At 42.6% G+C, this 17,647-nt stretch carries 14 protein-coding genes; 7 read left to right on the top strand and 7 right to left on the bottom strand.

Features of this window, described 5'->3' with window-relative positions; genetic code table 11:
• Positions 1-8: 8 nt before the first annotated feature.
• Together ACN6MV_RS04280 and ACN6MV_RS04275 are read right to left on the bottom strand one after the other, a co-directional pair.
• Positions 9-587, bottom strand: coding sequence for an SMI1/KNR4 family protein (locus tag ACN6MV_RS04280; protein WP_042124238.1), 579 nt, complete (start codon positions 585-587; stop codon positions 9-11).
• An 11-nt stretch (positions 588-598) separates the two neighbouring features.
• A complete protein-coding gene (locus tag ACN6MV_RS04275) occupies positions 599-1,039 on the bottom strand; it encodes a HEAT repeat domain-containing protein (protein ID WP_076120081.1) in 441 nt (146 codons plus the stop codon).
• A 227-nt stretch (positions 1,040-1,266) separates the two neighbouring features.
• On the opposite strand from ACN6MV_RS04275, the gene ACN6MV_RS04270 reads away from it, so the two are divergent.
• From ACN6MV_RS04270 to ACN6MV_RS04260, 3 genes are read left to right on the top strand one after another with little or no spacing between them, the layout of a single operon-like run.
• The gene (locus ACN6MV_RS04270) at positions 1,267-1,755 is read left to right on the top strand and encodes a DUF4358 domain-containing protein (protein ID WP_042124234.1); all 489 of its coding nucleotides are present in this window, start codon (positions 1,267-1,269) and stop codon (positions 1,753-1,755) included.
• A gap of 6 nt (positions 1,756-1,761) precedes the next feature.
• Positions 1,762-3,147 (top strand): MBOAT family O-acyltransferase, encoded by a 1,386-nt coding sequence (locus ACN6MV_RS04265; RefSeq protein WP_375104830.1) that lies wholly within the window; start codon positions 1,762-1,764, stop codon positions 3,145-3,147.
• Positions 3,148-3,168: 21 nt separating this feature from the next.
• Positions 3,169-4,308, top strand: a complete 1,140-nt coding sequence (locus ACN6MV_RS04260) for a DHHW family protein (RefSeq protein ID WP_419885787.1) — start codon at positions 3,169-3,171, stop codon at positions 4,306-4,308.
• A gap of 669 nt (positions 4,309-4,977) precedes the next feature.
• Here ACN6MV_RS04260 and ACN6MV_RS04255 read toward each other — a convergent pair.
• From ACN6MV_RS04255 to ACN6MV_RS04245, 3 genes are read right to left on the bottom strand one after another with little or no spacing between them, the layout of a single operon-like run.
• Positions 4,978-6,387, bottom strand: coding sequence for a HAMP domain-containing sensor histidine kinase (locus ACN6MV_RS04255; RefSeq protein ID WP_339289267.1), 1,410 nt, complete (start codon positions 6,385-6,387; stop codon positions 4,978-4,980).
• A complete protein-coding gene (locus ACN6MV_RS04250) occupies positions 6,371-7,018 on the bottom strand; it encodes a response regulator transcription factor (protein WP_042124226.1) in 648 nt (215 codons plus the stop codon). Before ACN6MV_RS04250 ends, ACN6MV_RS04255 begins: the two co-directional genes overlap by 17 nt.
• Before the next feature lie 10 nt (positions 7,019-7,028).
• Positions 7,029-8,312, bottom strand: coding sequence for a glycoside hydrolase family 5 protein (locus tag ACN6MV_RS04245; protein ID WP_419885786.1), 1,284 nt, complete (start codon positions 8,310-8,312; stop codon positions 7,029-7,031).
• A gap of 156 nt (positions 8,313-8,468) precedes the next feature.
• Between ACN6MV_RS04245 and ACN6MV_RS04240 the strand changes: the two genes are divergently transcribed.
• Entirely contained in the window at positions 8,469-8,912 is a 444-nt protein-coding gene (locus ACN6MV_RS04240) for a hypothetical protein (protein ID WP_042124224.1), read from the top strand.
• A gap of 82 nt (positions 8,913-8,994) precedes the next feature.
• Here ACN6MV_RS04240 and gshAB read toward each other — a convergent pair whose 3' ends face one another.
• Both gshAB and ACN6MV_RS04230 read right to left on the bottom strand, forming a co-directional pair.
• Positions 8,995-11,325, bottom strand: coding sequence for a bifunctional glutamate--cysteine ligase GshA/glutathione synthetase GshB (gene gshAB / locus ACN6MV_RS04235; RefSeq protein ID WP_419885785.1), 2,331 nt, complete (start codon positions 11,323-11,325; stop codon positions 8,995-8,997).
• 19 nt (positions 11,326-11,344) lie between these two features.
• The gene (locus ACN6MV_RS04230) at positions 11,345-12,688 is read right to left on the bottom strand and encodes an MATE family efflux transporter (RefSeq protein ID WP_419885784.1); all 1,344 of its coding nucleotides are present in this window, start codon (positions 12,686-12,688) and stop codon (positions 11,345-11,347) included.
• Positions 12,689-13,094: 406 nt separating this feature from the next.
• Here ACN6MV_RS04230 and ACN6MV_RS04225 point away from each other — a divergent pair, with 406 nt between their 5' ends.
• From ACN6MV_RS04225 to ACN6MV_RS04215, 3 genes are all read left to right on the top strand, one after another.
• Positions 13,095-14,000, top strand: coding sequence for an ArsR/SmtB family transcription factor (locus ACN6MV_RS04225; RefSeq protein ID WP_419885783.1), 906 nt, complete (start codon positions 13,095-13,097; stop codon positions 13,998-14,000).
• Between the two features lie 25 nt (positions 14,001-14,025).
• Positions 14,026-15,300 carry an MFS transporter gene (locus ACN6MV_RS04220; RefSeq protein WP_419885782.1) on the top strand — a complete coding sequence of 425 codons (1,275 nt, stop codon included), beginning with the start codon at positions 14,026-14,028 and terminating at the stop codon, positions 15,298-15,300.
• Between the two features lie 350 nt (positions 15,301-15,650).
• On the top strand, positions 15,651-17,624 hold the full coding sequence (locus ACN6MV_RS04215) for a serine hydrolase domain-containing protein (protein WP_419885781.1): 1,974 nt from the start codon (positions 15,651-15,653) through the stop codon (positions 17,622-17,624).
• Positions 17,625-17,647 lie beyond the last annotated feature (23 nt).

The raw sequence follows: 17,647 nt of genomic DNA, 5'->3' as shown, positions 1-17,647 counted from the left end.
CTTGTTAATTATTCAGACCAGTATTTTGCATCCGGGTTCAAGGCTGCGCCTACTTCGCCCTCTTTTACTAAATCACAATCGAGGTAACCCTCTTCATCCAGGAAATAAACCTCTTGCTTGTAGAACTCACATAAAGTCTCCAGAAACTTTTCAGGTGATTCATACATTACAATCAGATCCCCAAAATCATGCAGCAGGTCACATACACGTTCCACACCATCCGCGGATTTATGGTAACAAATGAAGTCGCTACCGTAATTCGTTAAGATCGGCAAGATAACGCCATCCGCTTGATGGCCTTTTTCCTCCAATATTCCAGCTAATATCTTCATCTCTGCTTCATATTCATTAATATGAATTAGACGATACCCTGGAATAAATTCGATCAGACTTGGTTCTTCTTCCTCACTGCTTGTACCTGAAACTGTGCTATAAATAGCTTTCAACAGTTCAGGGGCTTCCGGAAAAATCGCCGTAATCTTCGCTTCATTATCACCCTTACCTAAGCTGGCAATATAGTCAGGACGTAGGTCAGCAGACAGTTTAAGGTATTCTTGAAATTGTTCTGTTAATTTGTTAGTTTGCATGTTGTCATCCTTTACTTGTTCGCGGAAGTCCACATCTTCATCAGCCACGCGTCGAAGTCATCGCCTTTTTCGCCTTCATAAGTGTCATAGACGTCGATTCTCATCTTCTTCAGCTTCTCTTTGAAATCCTCGTACGAATGATCTCTAGGCAGGCTCTTCTTAATTCTCAGGAGTATTTTGGAAACGCCTTTCACTAGCTCCGGTTTATTCTTGGATGGTGCTTTAACATCTTCGCCGAATGCCTTCAGTTTAAGGTAAGCCGCTTCTTGAACTGTATATACAGGATCGCTCTCCATTAAACGCGTCAGGATATCGATAATTTGTTTGTGGTTAGTCTGTCCCAGTTCTTCAACTGCTTCTAGACGGGCTCTCCAATCCGCAGAGCGGTTCGCAGCTTTCTTTAATTCCTCGTAATTCTCCGGTAATCCATTATTGTTTAGTTCTTCGATCATTCCGTTCAATCCCCTTCTATTCAAAACTATCTATCTTACAGTAACAGTATAACCAACCATTGCGCAAGCTAAGAGAGGAAGATCTTTGCATGACCTTTTCATTCAAACATATTTCCACAAAATTGGGGTAAAGTATTCGAAAGAAAGTGTCGCGCAACATTCTATAGACTCTATACGTTAGTTAACTAGAGAATTGTAGATCAAACACACCAAGGAGAGTGACCTAATTGAAAAAGCATACCTTCATTCTAGCGTTAACTATTGTATTAAGTGTGGTGCTTAGCGCCTGTGCCAGCAGTAACAATGAAGCCGCAGTAGAAACCAATCTGACGGCGAAAGAGATGGTCGACGAAATGCTTGCAAAAGTGGAACAGCCTTCATTAATGGAAGTTGAAGAAGATATGGTGAGTCAGCTGTACCATCTAGCTCCATCATTACTTGAAGATTATAGCATTAGAATGCCAATGATGAATGTGAAAAGTAATGAAATTGCTATTTTAAAAGTTAAAGATGCCAAAGATATCTCTACTGTCGAAACCGCAGTCAAAGAGCGTGCGGCAGATATTCAAAAGCAGTTCGAACAATACCTTCCGGATCAATATGAGAACGCCCAAAATTATAAACTGGTCAAAAAAGGCAATTACATCTTATTCGTGATTTCCGAGAGTGCGGATCAGCTGGTGACTGAATTCGATACCTTGTTTACTAAAAAATAATTAGCGATGGTATTCAGCAGCCTACTCTTCCTATTCCTGTTTCTGCCGGCTGTCCTTGCACTCTACTACGTTTCGCCTTGGCGGATTAAAAATCTCATTTTATTTTTGAGCAGTCTGGTGTTTTATGCATGGGGCGAACCCGTCTACATTGTAATTATGTTGCTGTCTACCGTTACGGATTACGGCTTTGGTCTACTTCTTAGTAGACCGAAGCTAACTACGGTGCAGCGCAAGTGGATTGTGGTTAGCTCCGTCATTATTAACCTGGGCTTATTGTCGTATTTTAAATACGCCGATTTTCTCATCCAGAATGTAAACGAACTCCTCGGCACTCATATCCCTTTAACTGATTTACCATTACCTATTGGGATATCGTTCTATACTTTTCAATCCATGTCCTACATCATTGATGTCTACAGAGGAACTACCAAAGCACAGCGGAATTGGATTGATTTCGGGACGTTTGTAGCTCTGTTTCCGCAATTAGTAGCCGGTCCTATCGTTCAATATAACACTATAGCAGAGCAACTACGTGAGCGTTCGGTGGATATCCCCATGTTCGCGGAGGGTGTAAGAAGATTTATTATCGGACTAGCCAAAAAAGTGCTGCTCGCCAACAACATCGGCCTGCTCTGGCACACCATATCCAGCTCCAATCTGGAGTCCATGCCTGCTTTAACCGCTTGGCTTGGCATTATTGCGTTTGCCTTTCAGATCTATTTTGATTTCAGTGGGTATTCGGATATGGCGATTGGCCTCGGCCTTATGTTCGGCTTCCGATTTAACGAAAACTTCAACAAGCCTTATATTTCACAGAGTATAACTGACTTCTGGCGGAGATGGCATATTTCCTTAAGCAGTTGGTTTCGTGACTACGTATATATCCCGCTTGGAGGCAACCGCCGGGGGTTAGGTATTCAAGTTCGCAATATCCTTATTGTGTGGCTGCTCACAGGAATCTGGCACGGGGCGAGCTGGAACTTTCTGTTCTGGGGATTATACTTCGGGGTCATTCTTATCTTTGAAAAATGGTGGGGACTACAACTGCTGAGCCGTCTACCGCGCTGGACTAGGCATCTCTATGCCGTTGTGCTTATTCTCATTGGATGGGTCTTGTTCGCCTTTGAAGAACTTCCATTGGTACTTAGTTACTTGCAAGCGATGCTCGGCTTTAATGGCCAGCCATTGTGGAATACCACTACTTTATACTTCACTTACACAAACGCGATTCTACTCGTGGTATTAACTTTAGCCTCCACACCTTTGAAACTCTCCAAGCGTATGGATGCTAGATCGATTCCTGCTCTGGTCTGGTATGGCGTCTTATTCTTCTTATCTGTCGCTTACTTAGTGGATGCTACCTTTAACCCATTCTTATATTTCCGATTCTAACGACTTAGGGGGTGATTGTTTATGAAGCAGAGGACGGATCGAATACTAGTGGTGGGATTTGTCGCGACGTTGTTTCTGGTGGGTATAACTTTTTTCTTACTGCCTGTTCAACGTTTCTCCGAGCTAGAGAATCGCTATTTGCAAAGCGCTCCCCGTCTGACATGGGATAATTTATTATCCCACACCTATGCGGAAGAAGCGGAAAACTTTGTAACCGATCATTTCCCTTTTCGAGCCAAATGGGTATGGGTGAAATCGGCGGTGGAGCAAATGAGGCTGCAGCAAGAAAATAACGGGATTTATAAGGGGAAAGACGGTTACTTATTCGAAAAATTCGATGCCCCTGATTACATTAAGGTTCAGCAATATGCAGCGGCTGTGAAACGTTTTGCTGCTAAAAATCCTGAAGCCAAAACGACCTTTCTGCTTGCGCCTACATCGGTAGGCTTGTACAACGAACGTTTGCCCTGGTTAGCACCTGTATACTCACAAGCTGAGGTGAATCAAAAGATTGCTGATGAAGTAAGTGATAGCCTAACTTTTATAAATGGATTTGATGTGCTTACTCCGCATGCTGCAGAGGACATTTATTATCGAACCGATCATCACTGGACAACCTACGGCGCCTACTTGGCTTACTTAGCGTATGCTGAAAGTATGGGATGGCAGCCTCTGTCCCAGAGCGAATTCGAGATTGAGACGGTAAGCGATTCGTTCCTTGGAAGCTACCATACGCGGAGTCAATTTATCGGAGTGGTGCCAGATTCCATTCAAGAGTATAAGCCAATTAATGATGTATCCACCAAGATGCATATTGTAGATACCGGTGAGACCTTAACAAGTATGTACGATCCAAGCTATCTAACGAAAAAAGATAAATACTCTTATTTTCTAGGCGGCGTTCATGCTCTTATGAAAATCACAAGCCAGCTTGATCCTAAAGAAGTCAAACAGGAGAAGCTGCTCGTCATCAAGGACTCCTATGCGCATAGTGTCATCCCTTTTTTGACTCAGCATGTACCGGAAATCCACGTGATCGACATTCGTTATTATAACGGGAGTATCAGTGAGTACATGGCTCAGAATGATATTAAGGATGTATTGATGCTTTTTAATACGGCTACTTTTGTTGATAATGCGGCGCTTTTAAAGCTTAATTAAAAGTTCTCGTTGAAAAGGTATCAAGCGTAACTGCGGGAATGTTTGGACTTTCGGTCGCTGTTGTCTCCAGATGTTTTTGATTTTACCGCTATCAGCGGATAACATCCGGAGACAGCATATGCTTCCGATGCGAGCTTTCCTTCGGAAAGCTTTCAGGCGAACGCTCCGCTCCTACAGTTCCAAAATTCCCTCCGTTACTTTTCACCATATTTATGGGTTAAATCTAAAAACCATTCACGATTATGTGTAGAATCGTGTCTCTGCCGATAGCTTTAAAGCGAATGAATCCTCCTTGAAGGAGTGCTTCATTTATTATGAGCTGCAATTCAATTCCACTAGCGTTGCATTAAACTCCACATCACACCACTTTGCGGATTAGGGAAATCCTCCCTAAAATTAGTAAATTATCGGCTCAATTTGTGACTTTTAAGGAAATCCTCCCTAATAAATACGAGAATACCCTCTTTATGAATGAAACACCCTGATAATTGGGGAGATTTTCCCTAATTATCGCTTGGAGCACGATAAATCTCACATAATTAGGGAGGTTTTCCCTAATCTAAACATTTAATCATTGATAGTGCCTGATACATATTCATTATGAGGTTGATTAAGAGTGAAAGAGTTGCAACAATAACTGAAGATTTCTTAAGGGACATTTTCCTCCCACTAGCAATTATTTTCTGTAACCTCTACATCAAACCAAACACTAAAACTAATATTCGAATCCTCTAATATGGCTTCGTATTTCAGATCATTTTTAGCTAGAATCTCCGCGACGATAGACAGGCCAAGTCCAGTTCCGGAGATTTCTTTATTCCGAGACTCGTCGATGACATAGAACGGGTCCCAGATATACGCTAAGTGCTTCTCTTTCAGGCGCGTGGTTTTATTAGTAATAGTGAACTTCAGAGTGTCGTGAGTATCATTTACTAATGAGATTCCAAAGACATTCTCTTCCCCATATTTAATGGCATTACTAATTAAGTTGTTGAATACAATCTCAATCTGGCTGATATCCTCTTCAACGATGGATCGTTCAACCGAATGGAAGTCGGTCTGTAAGGTCAGGTTTTTATTTTTAAGCGTAATGTTATATTGTGAGATCACTTTGAGCAAAAGCTCTTTAAGATCGAATTTCTCTTTATGCACTTCGGTCTTTTGAATCTTGGACAGCTTAATCAAGTAATCCACCATATCTGAAGTGTATTTCACCTGCTCCAAAATGATATCCGTATAGGTACCATCATCCAGACCGTCTTGGATACCAATCGTATAGGCTTGGATTAAAGATAACGGTGTCTTCACTTCATGTGAAATGCTTGAGATCAGTGTGTTTAAGCTTTGATTTTTCTTCTCCAGTTCTGCATGGGCGCTTTTTAGGCGTTGACTCATCTGATTAATGCTTTTAGATAACTCTTCAATTTCATCCCCCGATTTAATCGTCACTTGTTTAAAATCAAGATTGGAAATATCCTTCGCCACATCCTGTAACTGCTCTAATGGGGTAATGATCTTTTTCGAATAATAAGCCACTAACAGCAAGCTGATAATAATCCCCAAAAGAACGGAGTAGAAGCTGAGTTGATTTACGATGTTTAAAGCATCTGTATTGTGCACAACCACAGTGCCGATGAGGATTAAACTGCCATCCTGCTCATATATTTTCGTTAACAGGCTGGACTTTAATTTCCCCTGATTAAATAACAGATTCACCGTATTTCCTTCGTTTACCTTTTGTAAGACTTCTTCCGTAATCCAGAACTTATTGAGTGATACCTTATCTTTAAAGAGAGCAAATTGTATGTTGTCGTTAATTTCTGTTGTACTTCCTCTATTTTCAACCCTAACAATCGTTATATTGTTATTGTTCTCGATCGCTGTTTCCTTGTCCATAAGCTGATCCAGACTGAGATCCTTTACTTCGTCATAAATAGCGTTAATCTTGGTTTTCATTTTGTAAAGGTAATAATCGGACGAGAAAAAATTGTGCAATAAATAGGATGTCCCAAACACAATCAGCAGAATGATGCTTACCATAATCAATAACTTCGTGCTTATTTTATTGATTTTTATCATGGAAGCTGTACCCCATTCCCCTGTGTGTGATCACGTGATCAGCTCCAATCTTATCGCGCAATCGCTTAATATGTGTATCCACGGTTCGTTCTTCGCCGAGGTAGTCCATTCCCCAAACGGAAGATAACAAAGAATCTCTGGACAAAATCCGGCCTTTATTCTCATATAGGAAGGTGAGCAACTCGAACTCTTTTTTATAAAGGGACAGCTCCTCCCCATTCTTGTACACTTTCTTCCGTTCAAAATCAATTTCTAAGTCCCGTATAGCAGCTACTTTTTCGGTACCCAGCATTTTTTTAATTCTCAGCATTAAAATCCGTGGATCGAATGGTTTTCTAATATATTCATCTGCACCGATATCTAAAGCGCTAAATTCATCGTCATGGGAAGATCGGGCGGTCAGCATCACCACTTTAGCTAAACTAACCTGCTTGATTTCATTGCACACCTCAATCCCGCTTCGTTTAGGCATCATCCAATCCAAGACCACAAGATCGATCTTATTCGAAAAAAAGAGCTCCAGCGCCTCCTCCCCATCCGCAGCTACCCAAACGTTATAGCCCTCTTTTTCAAAATAAGTCTTCAATATGGTGGTCATATGTTTCTCATCATCGGCAATTAGAATGTTCAAGTAGCATCATTTACTCCTTTCTTTCCAGTCCTTTCTTCAAAACTTCCCATATTGGGTTATCCACAGCTGTCCGAGGAGGCTGTTCGCCTTTCTCTATCGCTTGCCAATACGCCCAGGTTGGAGGCTCAGTGCCAAGCTCATAATCCATACCGTCCCAAGTATCCTCGCGGAAAGCATAAAACGCCCAGTGCCAGCCGAAATCATCAAAAATCGAAATTAAATCAGCCATGTATTGATCTGCACCTTTTACTAGTCGATTCGTACCAAACTCTTCTGCAACAATCCGATTTGCGGGGATGTTATGTTCCTTTGCCCACTGCGCAACAGGTTCCAGAAATTCCTTTAAGGCTTCCTTGTTAAAGGCTTTTTCTGTTTTATTGTCCCCGACCTTTATCGTCCCAGGATATTCATAGGTGAACCCTTTTTTCTTATTCTGACTGGTTAGCTCGTACGGCTCATACATATGAAAAGCATACAAGACATTCTCATCTTCGAGGGGTTTCAAATATTTAAAGGCCCAAGGTGTAGCATACAGGCCAGAATTTACGATGATTGGTGTCTTGGAATCTACGGTACGAATAGCGGTCACTATCGTTTCATATAAAAGATTCAAATCTGCAGGAGTGTTCTCCACTGAGCTATACCATTCGCTGTAGTCCTGTGTCCAGAAGTCATGAAATCCCGTTGCAGTCTCAGGATGTGGTTCATTAATCAAGTTATAACCGATTACCGCTGGATGATCTTTCAACCGACTTGCTAGATCTCTCCAAAATACTGCCGCTTGTTCATGATAACTGAAATCCTTCCATATCCGATCATCATTCTCGTAATTATTAAACTGCCTCCAGCGATCTCCGGGGAGACTTAGGACGGTCAGTACTACTTTTGAGCCCCGAGCCTCGGCTGCATCTAAGTCCGCTTTTAACTCGGTAAAATCCTCTTCAACAATCCCTTTATACTTATCTGCATTCCCTATTAGGAAATCTTTATCCGGGTTCGTATCTGGTTTGTCATTAAATAAATAGTCACTGTCTTTTGCCCATTTATCTGGTGCCAACCGAATGAATTCAATATTCTGCTCTTTGGCAGCTTCATAGTTATCCGGTAACGATTTTGAATTCATAAAATTGGTTCCTTTTCTCTGGACCTCCCAGAAGGCTAGCTTCTCATTCCTTTCTGTCTTCTCTTCCTTCTTCTCTTCTTTCTTCAGTTCTTGATTGGCTTGAGGTGTTACTGAACTACACCCTACAACCAACAATAAGATTAACATTATAAAAGCTTTAGATTTTTTCATTCTCTCACCTCGTAAGCTATCGTAGCGAATCTCTGTTACAAGAGTGTCACAAGGGATGGACATACAACCATTCAAGTAGGTAACTGATGAATTTTATATGAATCCAAGAGTTGAACCTTCTTCTCTCATATTCTATTTCTAGGAGGTGAGTATAATATGACAATCCAGTTTGTAGATTTACGACTTTCCAACCAAGCTGCTTCAGATAACACACCCGTGGTTATCCCATTAGCAGCAACTCCTCTTGTTTTTGGGGATATCGGTATTCAGACTGTAGGGGTCACGCCTGACAATCAAGGCAATGTCCGCGTACTTTTGTCGGGTTTTTTGAAAGTAGAGAATAATCCTCTTTTCAACACCAATACCATTAATGTTCGCAGAAACGGAACGATTATTTTCACCACAACATTTGGTGTAGCAATCAGCAGAGAAAATGAAGCTTTTGGTTTCTCAGCAGTAGATGTCCCACCAGCGCTGGCTGTCGCAGCAGGTCAGATTCAGTACACAGCAGAAATCTTCACAAATGCACTGGCAACAGATCAATTTAATAACGTCCAAGCCAGAAACTTTAGTGGCGTTGCAGCAGCGGGTAACTCCTAGCATAAACAAGTAGTGAGTTGAGATTCATACTGCACTATTTTAAAAACAGAAGCTCAACCAAAAGTACTGGTTGAGCTTCTGTTTATTCGCCAAACAACAGATCCAAAATTCGTTCGTCCGCTTTGCGATTCTTCCCTTTATAGGGGTAACAGTGAATATGAATCGCTGGATTAAAATTGATCTCAATAATGCTATAATTGGTACCCGTGGCCTTCTCCTTAATATCATCAATCATCATGTCTACTCCACAAATAGTGGCCCCTGCAGCTTTAGCTGATTGAATGGCTAGATCTTTATAGCTGTCCGGAATCTCATCAGTAAAGTCTAAGCTATCTCCACCGGTACTAATATTTGAGTTCTCCCGTAGAAAGATCACCTCATTGAATGGAGGAACATCGCTCCAAGCCTGAGCGTGGTTCTTCAAGAACATCTCTTCGGCTTCGCCGATCTGAATTTTCTCAAGCGGAGTTTTGTAGCCACGACCTCTTAGCGGATCCTCATTTTTTTCGTGGACTAGCTCTTCTATCGTATGTACACCATCACCAACCACATTCGCCGGAACCCGGTGCAATACTCCGACTACTTCATCGCCCATCACTAGAAAACGATATTCTTTCCCCGTCATAAATTCCTCAAGCAGTACTGTTCGATCATGCTCAAAGGCAATTGCGAAGGCTTTTTGATAATCTTCTTTGGAGAATTCATCTGTAAAAATAGTAATACCGAGTCCAAAGTTCGTTGATTTGGGCTTGATCACAATAGCCTTATCACGATAAGTATCATATGCATTCATTGCTGCTTCCAGATCTCCAAATGCTTCACCTGCGGGAACACGAATGCCCTGTTGTTTGAGGACTTCCTTCGTAACAATTTTATTCTCCATAATTAGTACCGTGCTGTAAGAATCCAAGGATGTCTTCGTAGCTTGCTTAACGTATTCTTTATGATCGCCTTTTGTAAGTAGAACGAAATTCTCTTCTCGATCGAGCAATTGAAATTTAATCCCACGTTTAACTGCTGCTTTTAGTAGAAGCTGTGTAGATAGCTCCAGATCCTCATATCCCACAAATCGGTACCCGTTCGCAAGACTTTCCTCAGCATACTGTTTAGCTTTATTCAGATGATATTGTACGAAAGAGGATTGTTGAACTTCTGACTTCACAATCGCGGCAAAACTTTGATCTGGATTCAGAATCTTATCCTTGGCTTCGTTCAGAATGTTCGTGAATTCTTTATCTTCTGGGTTCAACAACTGAATCATATCCTGCATCTCTTGAATACAAGTTAAAGCCTTCCGCTCCATCGTCCCGCAAGAATCTCCGTAATCATGCAAGCAGCCTTTGATCCCCTCCATGATCAATTGATCATGATTAAGGTTCGCCATCTTCTGATCCTCTACCCCGAACGGTTCGTCCTCTTTCAATAGCATGTACAGGATAAACAAATGAATGAAAGTCATTGTTTCTTTGCTAATTCCTATTTTATAGAGTGGATTCAGATCAATAAAACGAAGCTCTATATAAGCAATCCCATCCTGCAGCAGCTCCTCTAACGGATGTTTGCCTCTTGCCGTCTTCACTCTAACCGGGCTATAGAACTCTTTTACACTTAATAATTCCTCTGAGTCGATCAACGTTTGTAAATCATGTACATAGTCCGTAAGTGAATCAAAGGAAACATAAAGAGGTTTTTCATTTCGATATCCGCATTCGCTATTCCGAAGTGAATTCATATTTTGAACATAATAGCTATTCTGATCATCCGACTCGCCTCGTGCGACACATTGCTCCATATAAGTCTTATCAAAAACAGGACTAGCACCTGTTAAATAGATTAGAAGCCAGCGGTATCGCAATAGGTTGCGGGCTATTTTTAAATAAGTAGCATCTTTGAAATCTTTATAGCTCATCTGCGGATCTACAATGTCATGAAGCTGTTTAAGAAATGGTTCGTCAAAAGAGAAATTATAATGAATTCCGCTCAGCAATTGTCTTTTGCGTCCATACTTATCCGCTAACTGATGTCTATACTCGTCCTCTACCGGATTACCCATCTTGGCAATGGGAATGTCCTTATCGTTCGGCAGCATGGGAGGATTACTACTCGGCCACAGATATTCATCCTTAAGCTCTAGCGACACAATATCCTGCAGCGCCTCCAGAAAGTTGTAAGTCTCTTCAATAGAATCAAATGATGGTGTCACCATTTCAATCTGACTCTCTGAGAAATCCGTTTGAATATAGGGGTTCTCCAATTTGTTGCCAAAGGCTTTTGGATGTGGTGTCAGCGCAAGGTTCCCTTCTGGATCGACTCTGACATTTTCTTTTTCCAAACCAAATTCACCGTGAAAAAGCTCCTTATTCAAATGGTTATCTCTTAAGAGCTGTATGAGTCTACGATTTAATAAAGCCATTTCTACGCTCATCCTTTGCTTAATAATCTACCTGCTGTTTGTTCATTCTGAACAAAGATCTTCTAAACCAGAACACAAGAATAACACCCTTGAACACACTGCTTAGCGCAATCGACATCCACACTCCATTCAAGCCAAAAGGTTCGGATAATAGCAGGGCTAGCGGAATTCGGAGTGCAGTAAATGTAATACTAAAGATCGGTGGAATGTGAGTTTGACCAATGCCGTTAAAAGCACCGACTGTCATCAATTCCATACACATGAACAATTGTGAGTATCCGATGATCCGCATATAATCTGCGCCTAATGCCATACTCGTCTGGTCTGATAAAAATAATGAAAATAGCTGCTGCGGAAACGCAATAAATATAAGCGACACGATCACACCAAAGAAGGAGGTTAAGATTAGCGCCTGACGATAACCTTGCCTAATTCGATCGAATCGGCGTGCTCCATAGTTTTGACCAAAAAAAGCAGCAATAGCTCCCTGTAGTCCTCCAATGGTCATATAAGAAATAGATTCAATTTGAATCCCAACTTTTTGAACCGCAATGGCATCCGCCCCAAAACGCACAATGATCTTGGCAATGATGATCGATATGATCGTAAAAGTAACCCGTTGGATCGTAATGGGAAGCCCCATGCGGATGACTTCTTTCATTTGACGACTGTCCCACGTTGATGTGTTTGAAATGATTTCTGACTTTCTTGTCTTCATGATAAAGAGAGCCGTAACCAAGATGTTCGCCGTTAATGTTGCAATAGCTGCTCCAGCGACTCCCCATCCTTCAAAACTGCCCCAGCCAAAAATTAAAAATGGATCGAGGACAATATTAACCATAAGACCAATAGAGAAGATCTGAAACGGTTGTTTACTATTTCCCATAGCGTTTAAAAGGGTTGCAAACAATGTATTAACAATAGAAAATACCGTCCCAAAGATCGAAATCATTAGAAATTGTCTAGCCATCCGTTCAACGTCATCACTTCCAAGATCAAAAAAACCAATCAACTGATTCTTGGTTAATAGCACTAAACACATATAGAGAAGTCCTAGTAAAGTAGACATCATAAATCCGTTCTTTATATAAGATTTAGCCTTCTCTATCTGACCAGATCCCATACAATGCGCTACCTTAATCCCTGTGCCGATCGTAACCATTGTCGATAAAGCAATCGCTAGATTAATGAAAAAACTCGCCGTACCAATCGCGGCAACCGGACCACTTCCTAATCTTCCAACCCAAATCATATCGACTAGACCATAAGTAGTAGAGATGAAATTCGTTGCAATAATGGGAAGCGTTAATTTCATTAAGGTAGGCATAATAGGACCCTGAGTCAAATCGTTTGCGTCCTTCAAGTCCAATAACACCTTCTTTATTTCATTTTCAGATTCATTATATAACCACACGCTTATATAATCAATTGATTATATTTCATTGATTCGTTGGACTAACTCTTCATTTGGTTTATTATCGGTTTCCTCACCTGGCTTACTTCTTAACCTAGTCTCTTCATTATGAACCTGTAGATAGAATGTGAACTCCTTAAAAGCAAATAAATTGTGTATACATTAATAAGCAGTTCCTAGTGCACAAAACGTGCCCAGTGGAACTGTTTTTTTTCATAATAAAAAATTCTCTTATTTTTCAGTCTAATGGCTATTGAAAAGAATGATTAGTTCGTTTACAATGAAACCAATTAATAGTTCTATATTTATAGAACTAATTCTGATTCAGTAACTCACTGAAGGAATGGAGCAAGTCATGGAATATAAAGTAGAAGTCGATTTTGCACCCATGTATGAATGTGTTAGTAGTATGACCGCTTTTCTAAGCAAGCAAAACCATACTGCTATGGATTCCGGCAAGCTCTGGGTACGCGATGTTCAAGCAAGATTCGCGCCAATGCTGCTTCGTAAAATGCAAGAGGTCTTTAAGAAACTTGATGATTTCAGTTTGGCTCCCTATATTTGGTCTTGTCCGGGGGAGCGTTCGGTAGAAGGCTTTTTGGTTTGGTTCGACGGCTTATCTTCGGGCGAACTGTATGAAATCTCCGGACGTTTCGGTCAATCGGTTCCCTCTAACCTTGCGGAACTCAGAGACACTGCCTCTGACATCTTGCGCGAATGGAATGCGGGATACTTCAGTGGAATTGACCCTAATATCATCAAGGGACTTGAACAGGAAGCCGAATCAAGAAGAGCGACGTTGAACGGTAACAATGACATGGACGTCTTTGAAGCAGCAACCGAAGGAATGCGCCTCTATCCAACTGAGCATCTGAAGCAGGTCATTATTATTCCGCAATATCATGCTCGTCCATTGGTTACTACCTCTATGTATGATGAATTCGTATTCACTAACTACTCTTGTGATGTTCTCCCTCCGGAAGCTGGACGGCCTGCTCCAGCACTACTCCGCCTTACCCGAGCGCTGTCGGATGAGACGCGGCTGTATATCCTTCGTTTACTCACAGGCAAACAACTGAATTTCACGGAAATCGTGCGTGAGGTGGGACTTTCCAAAAGTACAATCCACTACCATCTTATTGCGCTGCGCGCAGCCGGACTGGTCATTGTCCATACCAATGTTAAAAGCACTTCGTACAGCCTGCGTTTAGAAGCCTTAAATGGGCTGCCCCAGCAAATCGGGACGTATCTGGAGAGTTAAGCATAAAAAAAGGAGCTACCTAGCTATGATAAAACGCAGCTATTATGGTCTACTCTCGACCATTACTTTAAGCGCTTTTGGAGATGCTTTCGGCTTACTGGCTATGGAATGGCTCGTCTATGAGCTGACGGGATCTAAGCTAGCGATGGGAGTCCTCGCGCTCAGCTCCGGCATACCTGAACTGCTGCTACGCCTGCTCGGCTCACCGCTGTCCGACCGATTGCACCGGGTCCGTTTTATGGCCGCCTTGGCAGCCATTCGATTGCTAGCCATAGCACTGCCACTCGGCATGGGCTTGGCTGGCCAACTGCAGCTATGGCATCTCTTTGTTGCCGCGAGCCTCAGCGGCGCCTGTGCCGCACTGTTCATGCCAACAGCGATGGCTGTTATTCCTGGCGTTGCCGACAGCCGGAAGCTGGTGCGGGCTTTTGCTATCATTGATGGGAGCAAAAGCGCAGCAGTTCTGCTGGGACCTGCATTAGCCGGTGCGTTAACCGCTGCCAGTGGAGCGCTGCCAGCTCTTGGCATCAACATGTTATGTTACTTAGCCGCCATCATTACCCTACTCAGCTTGCAAAAGCTGCCGAAAGCCTCTCCAGCCCAAGGCCGTTTCTCCCTCTCCGTTTACGTTCGTGAAATAGCCGAGGGCTTTACCTTCTATAAACAATTCCCTGCAATGCTAATGATTATGGTCATGGCCTCCATCAGTAATTTAAGCTCAATTGCCGTCTGGACGATGATGGTCCCTTTTGTACGCGAAGTGCTCCACCGCGATGCGGCGACGATGGGTACTCTAAGTACAGTTTTCGCTCTTGGAACATTGGTCGGGCTAAGTGTGATTTCCATGATAGGGGAAATTAAAAAAAGGCGGCTTGTCATGCTCGGCAGTCTGGGGACCATAGGTTTAGTGACTTCGCTATGGGGGTTAGTTCCTAGTTTTCCTTTTGCTCTCGCTGCCGTCTTTGCAACCGGAACCTTAAGCCCCTTCTTCGGCTCCTTAAGTTCTTCATTACACGGACGCCTAGTTCCGAGTAATCTGCAAGGAAGAGTCAATTCTATTCGCTTTTTGATCGGAGGCAGCTTACAGCCTTTTGGCGCTTTTGCAGGCGGCGCAATTGCTGAGCACTACGGTGTGCCTGTATTGTTCCTAATCGCTGGACTGCTTCCAATGTTATGTGCTAGCGCAGCCTTGTTACTCCCCGGACTCAAAGCGCTGGATGGCGACCTCTCCGCCCTTGAGGTCACCCATCGGCGAAATAATGTGGGGAATGCCACGCACAGCGTTACCGCTAATCGATAAACGGGAAAGTGTAGAAGAGCAGACTGACACTAATAGTAACAGCGATAGCTAAGGACAATGAAATCACGTCCTTGACTACCGCTGTTTACTTTGATTTATGAATAGTTTCAGATAGCCCATTTTAGGCGTTTATCGGAAAATCTGAATCCCATCTTTCTTTAAATCCTTCCATGCCTAGATCTTTCATTTTCGTTAACTCTCTATGTATTATTCTCAGTAACCTAATTGTCTTTATTTCCTTCTGATGAAAATAGTCTTGTTAACGTTCCATTCACACTACTCTGATAATGTTTATAAGCGTTAGGTGGATGATCATCCAATCCCGATAAATGATAATACGGAGGATAATAATGTTAACATCTATGAAAAAAAGACTAATCGCTGGTCTCACCCTATTGGTTGTAATTAGCGCCGGATTAGGTACGAACCTAGTGTTTTTCGGGAAACAAGCATCGGCCGAGACCCGGACGGATCAAACCGCGCTACCCATAACTCAGACTGAAGCACCTGCCAATCTCGATGATACCGCAGGTCTAACTGCCTTCGTAGATGGGATCATGGAAGAAGATATGAATTGGCTACAAATTCCGGGAGCGGTCATCTCCATCGTAAAGGACGACAGAATTATTTTGGCGAAAGGTTATGGCAGTTCCAATCTGGAAAAAGCTGAATCAGTTGACCCGACAACCAGCATGTTTCGAATTGCTTCAACGACTAAGTTATTCACCTGGACAGCAGTGATGCAGTTGGTCGAACAAGGTAAGATTGATCTGGACACGGATATTAATACCTACCTGAAATCAGTAAAGATCCCTGCTACTTATCCTGAACCGATCACGATGCGCCATTTGATGACACATACAGCAGGGTTCGAAGAGGGTGGCGTTGGTTATCAAATCACTACAGACCCTGCAAAATTGCCGGGGTCAATCTCGGAAACTCTCAATAAGCATATGTTGGCACGGGTAAGACCACCCGGACAGATAAGTTCTTATTCAAACTACGGTGCTACACTCGCAGGGCTAATTGTAGAGGAAGTTAGCGGTGTTCCTTACAATGATTATATAAAGAAATATATTTTCAATCCGCTCGACATGAAATATTCGACTGTTGTAGAGCCTTTACCGGATTCCTTCATCCCCTACAAAGTTGTGGGGTATAACAGCGAAAACGGCAGCTTTGTACCTGGCACACCTACATTTGAGGGTGGTTTTCGTCCTGCCGGCTCTGGTACCGTATCTGCAGGAGATATGGCGCACTTCATGATTGCACATCTACAGCATGGGAAATATGGTAGCCAACAGATTCTGAGACCCGAGACGGCAGAACTAATGCATTCAACGGCATTTCAATTCGATAAACGTCTGCCGGGAGTGGATCTAGGGTTCGCAGAGAAACGAATCAATGATCTCACACTGATCACTCATGGTGGTTCCGACCCCATGTTCAATACAGAATTGTATCTTGTGCCTGCCAAGGATGTAGGCATCTTTGTATCCTACAACGGCGGTGAGGGAAGCGATTCAGCAGCAGGCCTCATCCAAGCCTTTTTCAACCGCTACTACCCTTCTCCTGATGTAAAGCAGCCTGAATTCATTGCTTCTGATGAATCTATTCAGAAATATGCAGGAGCCTATCAATTCACACGCCGAAACATCAGTGATATTGATAAGTTTTTCAACTTTTTTGCCCAGCTGAACGTCTCGGTTGAGGATAATAAGCTATCCTTGGGAAGTGGCAGTGAGCAACAATTGTATAGTGAAGTCGGCCCGAATCTGTTCCAACTCGAGGGAGGCACCGAACAAATTGCCTTCCGCACGAATGAGTCCGGTAAAGTTACACATATGATCTTAGGGATGATCCCGGATATGAAGCTGGAGCGTACGCCACTGTTGGATCAGAATAAATTTTGGCTTATCGTACTAGGGTTCTCGGGGTTGATTCTCATCACTGCATTGCTCGGACTATTCTTCTCCAGACGCAAGATTAAGGCGATGACGCCTCCGGAAAAATGGGCCATCCGACTGTCTGCGGGAACTGCTGGTTGGGCGCTGCTATCTTTCGTCACGTTATTTATGGTGGTTATGTCCATGGACATAATGCAGAAGTTCAGCGGAATCAGGCTTTCGCTTTCTCTCAGTTTAGTTATGCCAATCATTTTGGTTGGTCTGACTTTAGCTTTGCTAATCTCGGCTATATTGGTTTGGAAGAATAAATACTGGACAGCTTTCAAGCGTGTGCATTATACGTTAGTGGCGCTTTCGGCTGTGGCGATGACTCTGTTCTTCTACTATTGGAACCTGTTGGGTTGGCAGTTCGGATAACGCCATTACTCCCAAGAACAAAT

This window comes from Paenibacillus sp. B-A-8, from assembly GCF_048572915.1.
Classification (GTDB): Bacteria; Bacillota; Bacilli; order Paenibacillales; family Paenibacillaceae; genus Paenibacillus_AQ.
Note: the sequence above shows the minus strand (reverse complement) of the source record. Positions and strands in the feature narration are given on the sequence as shown.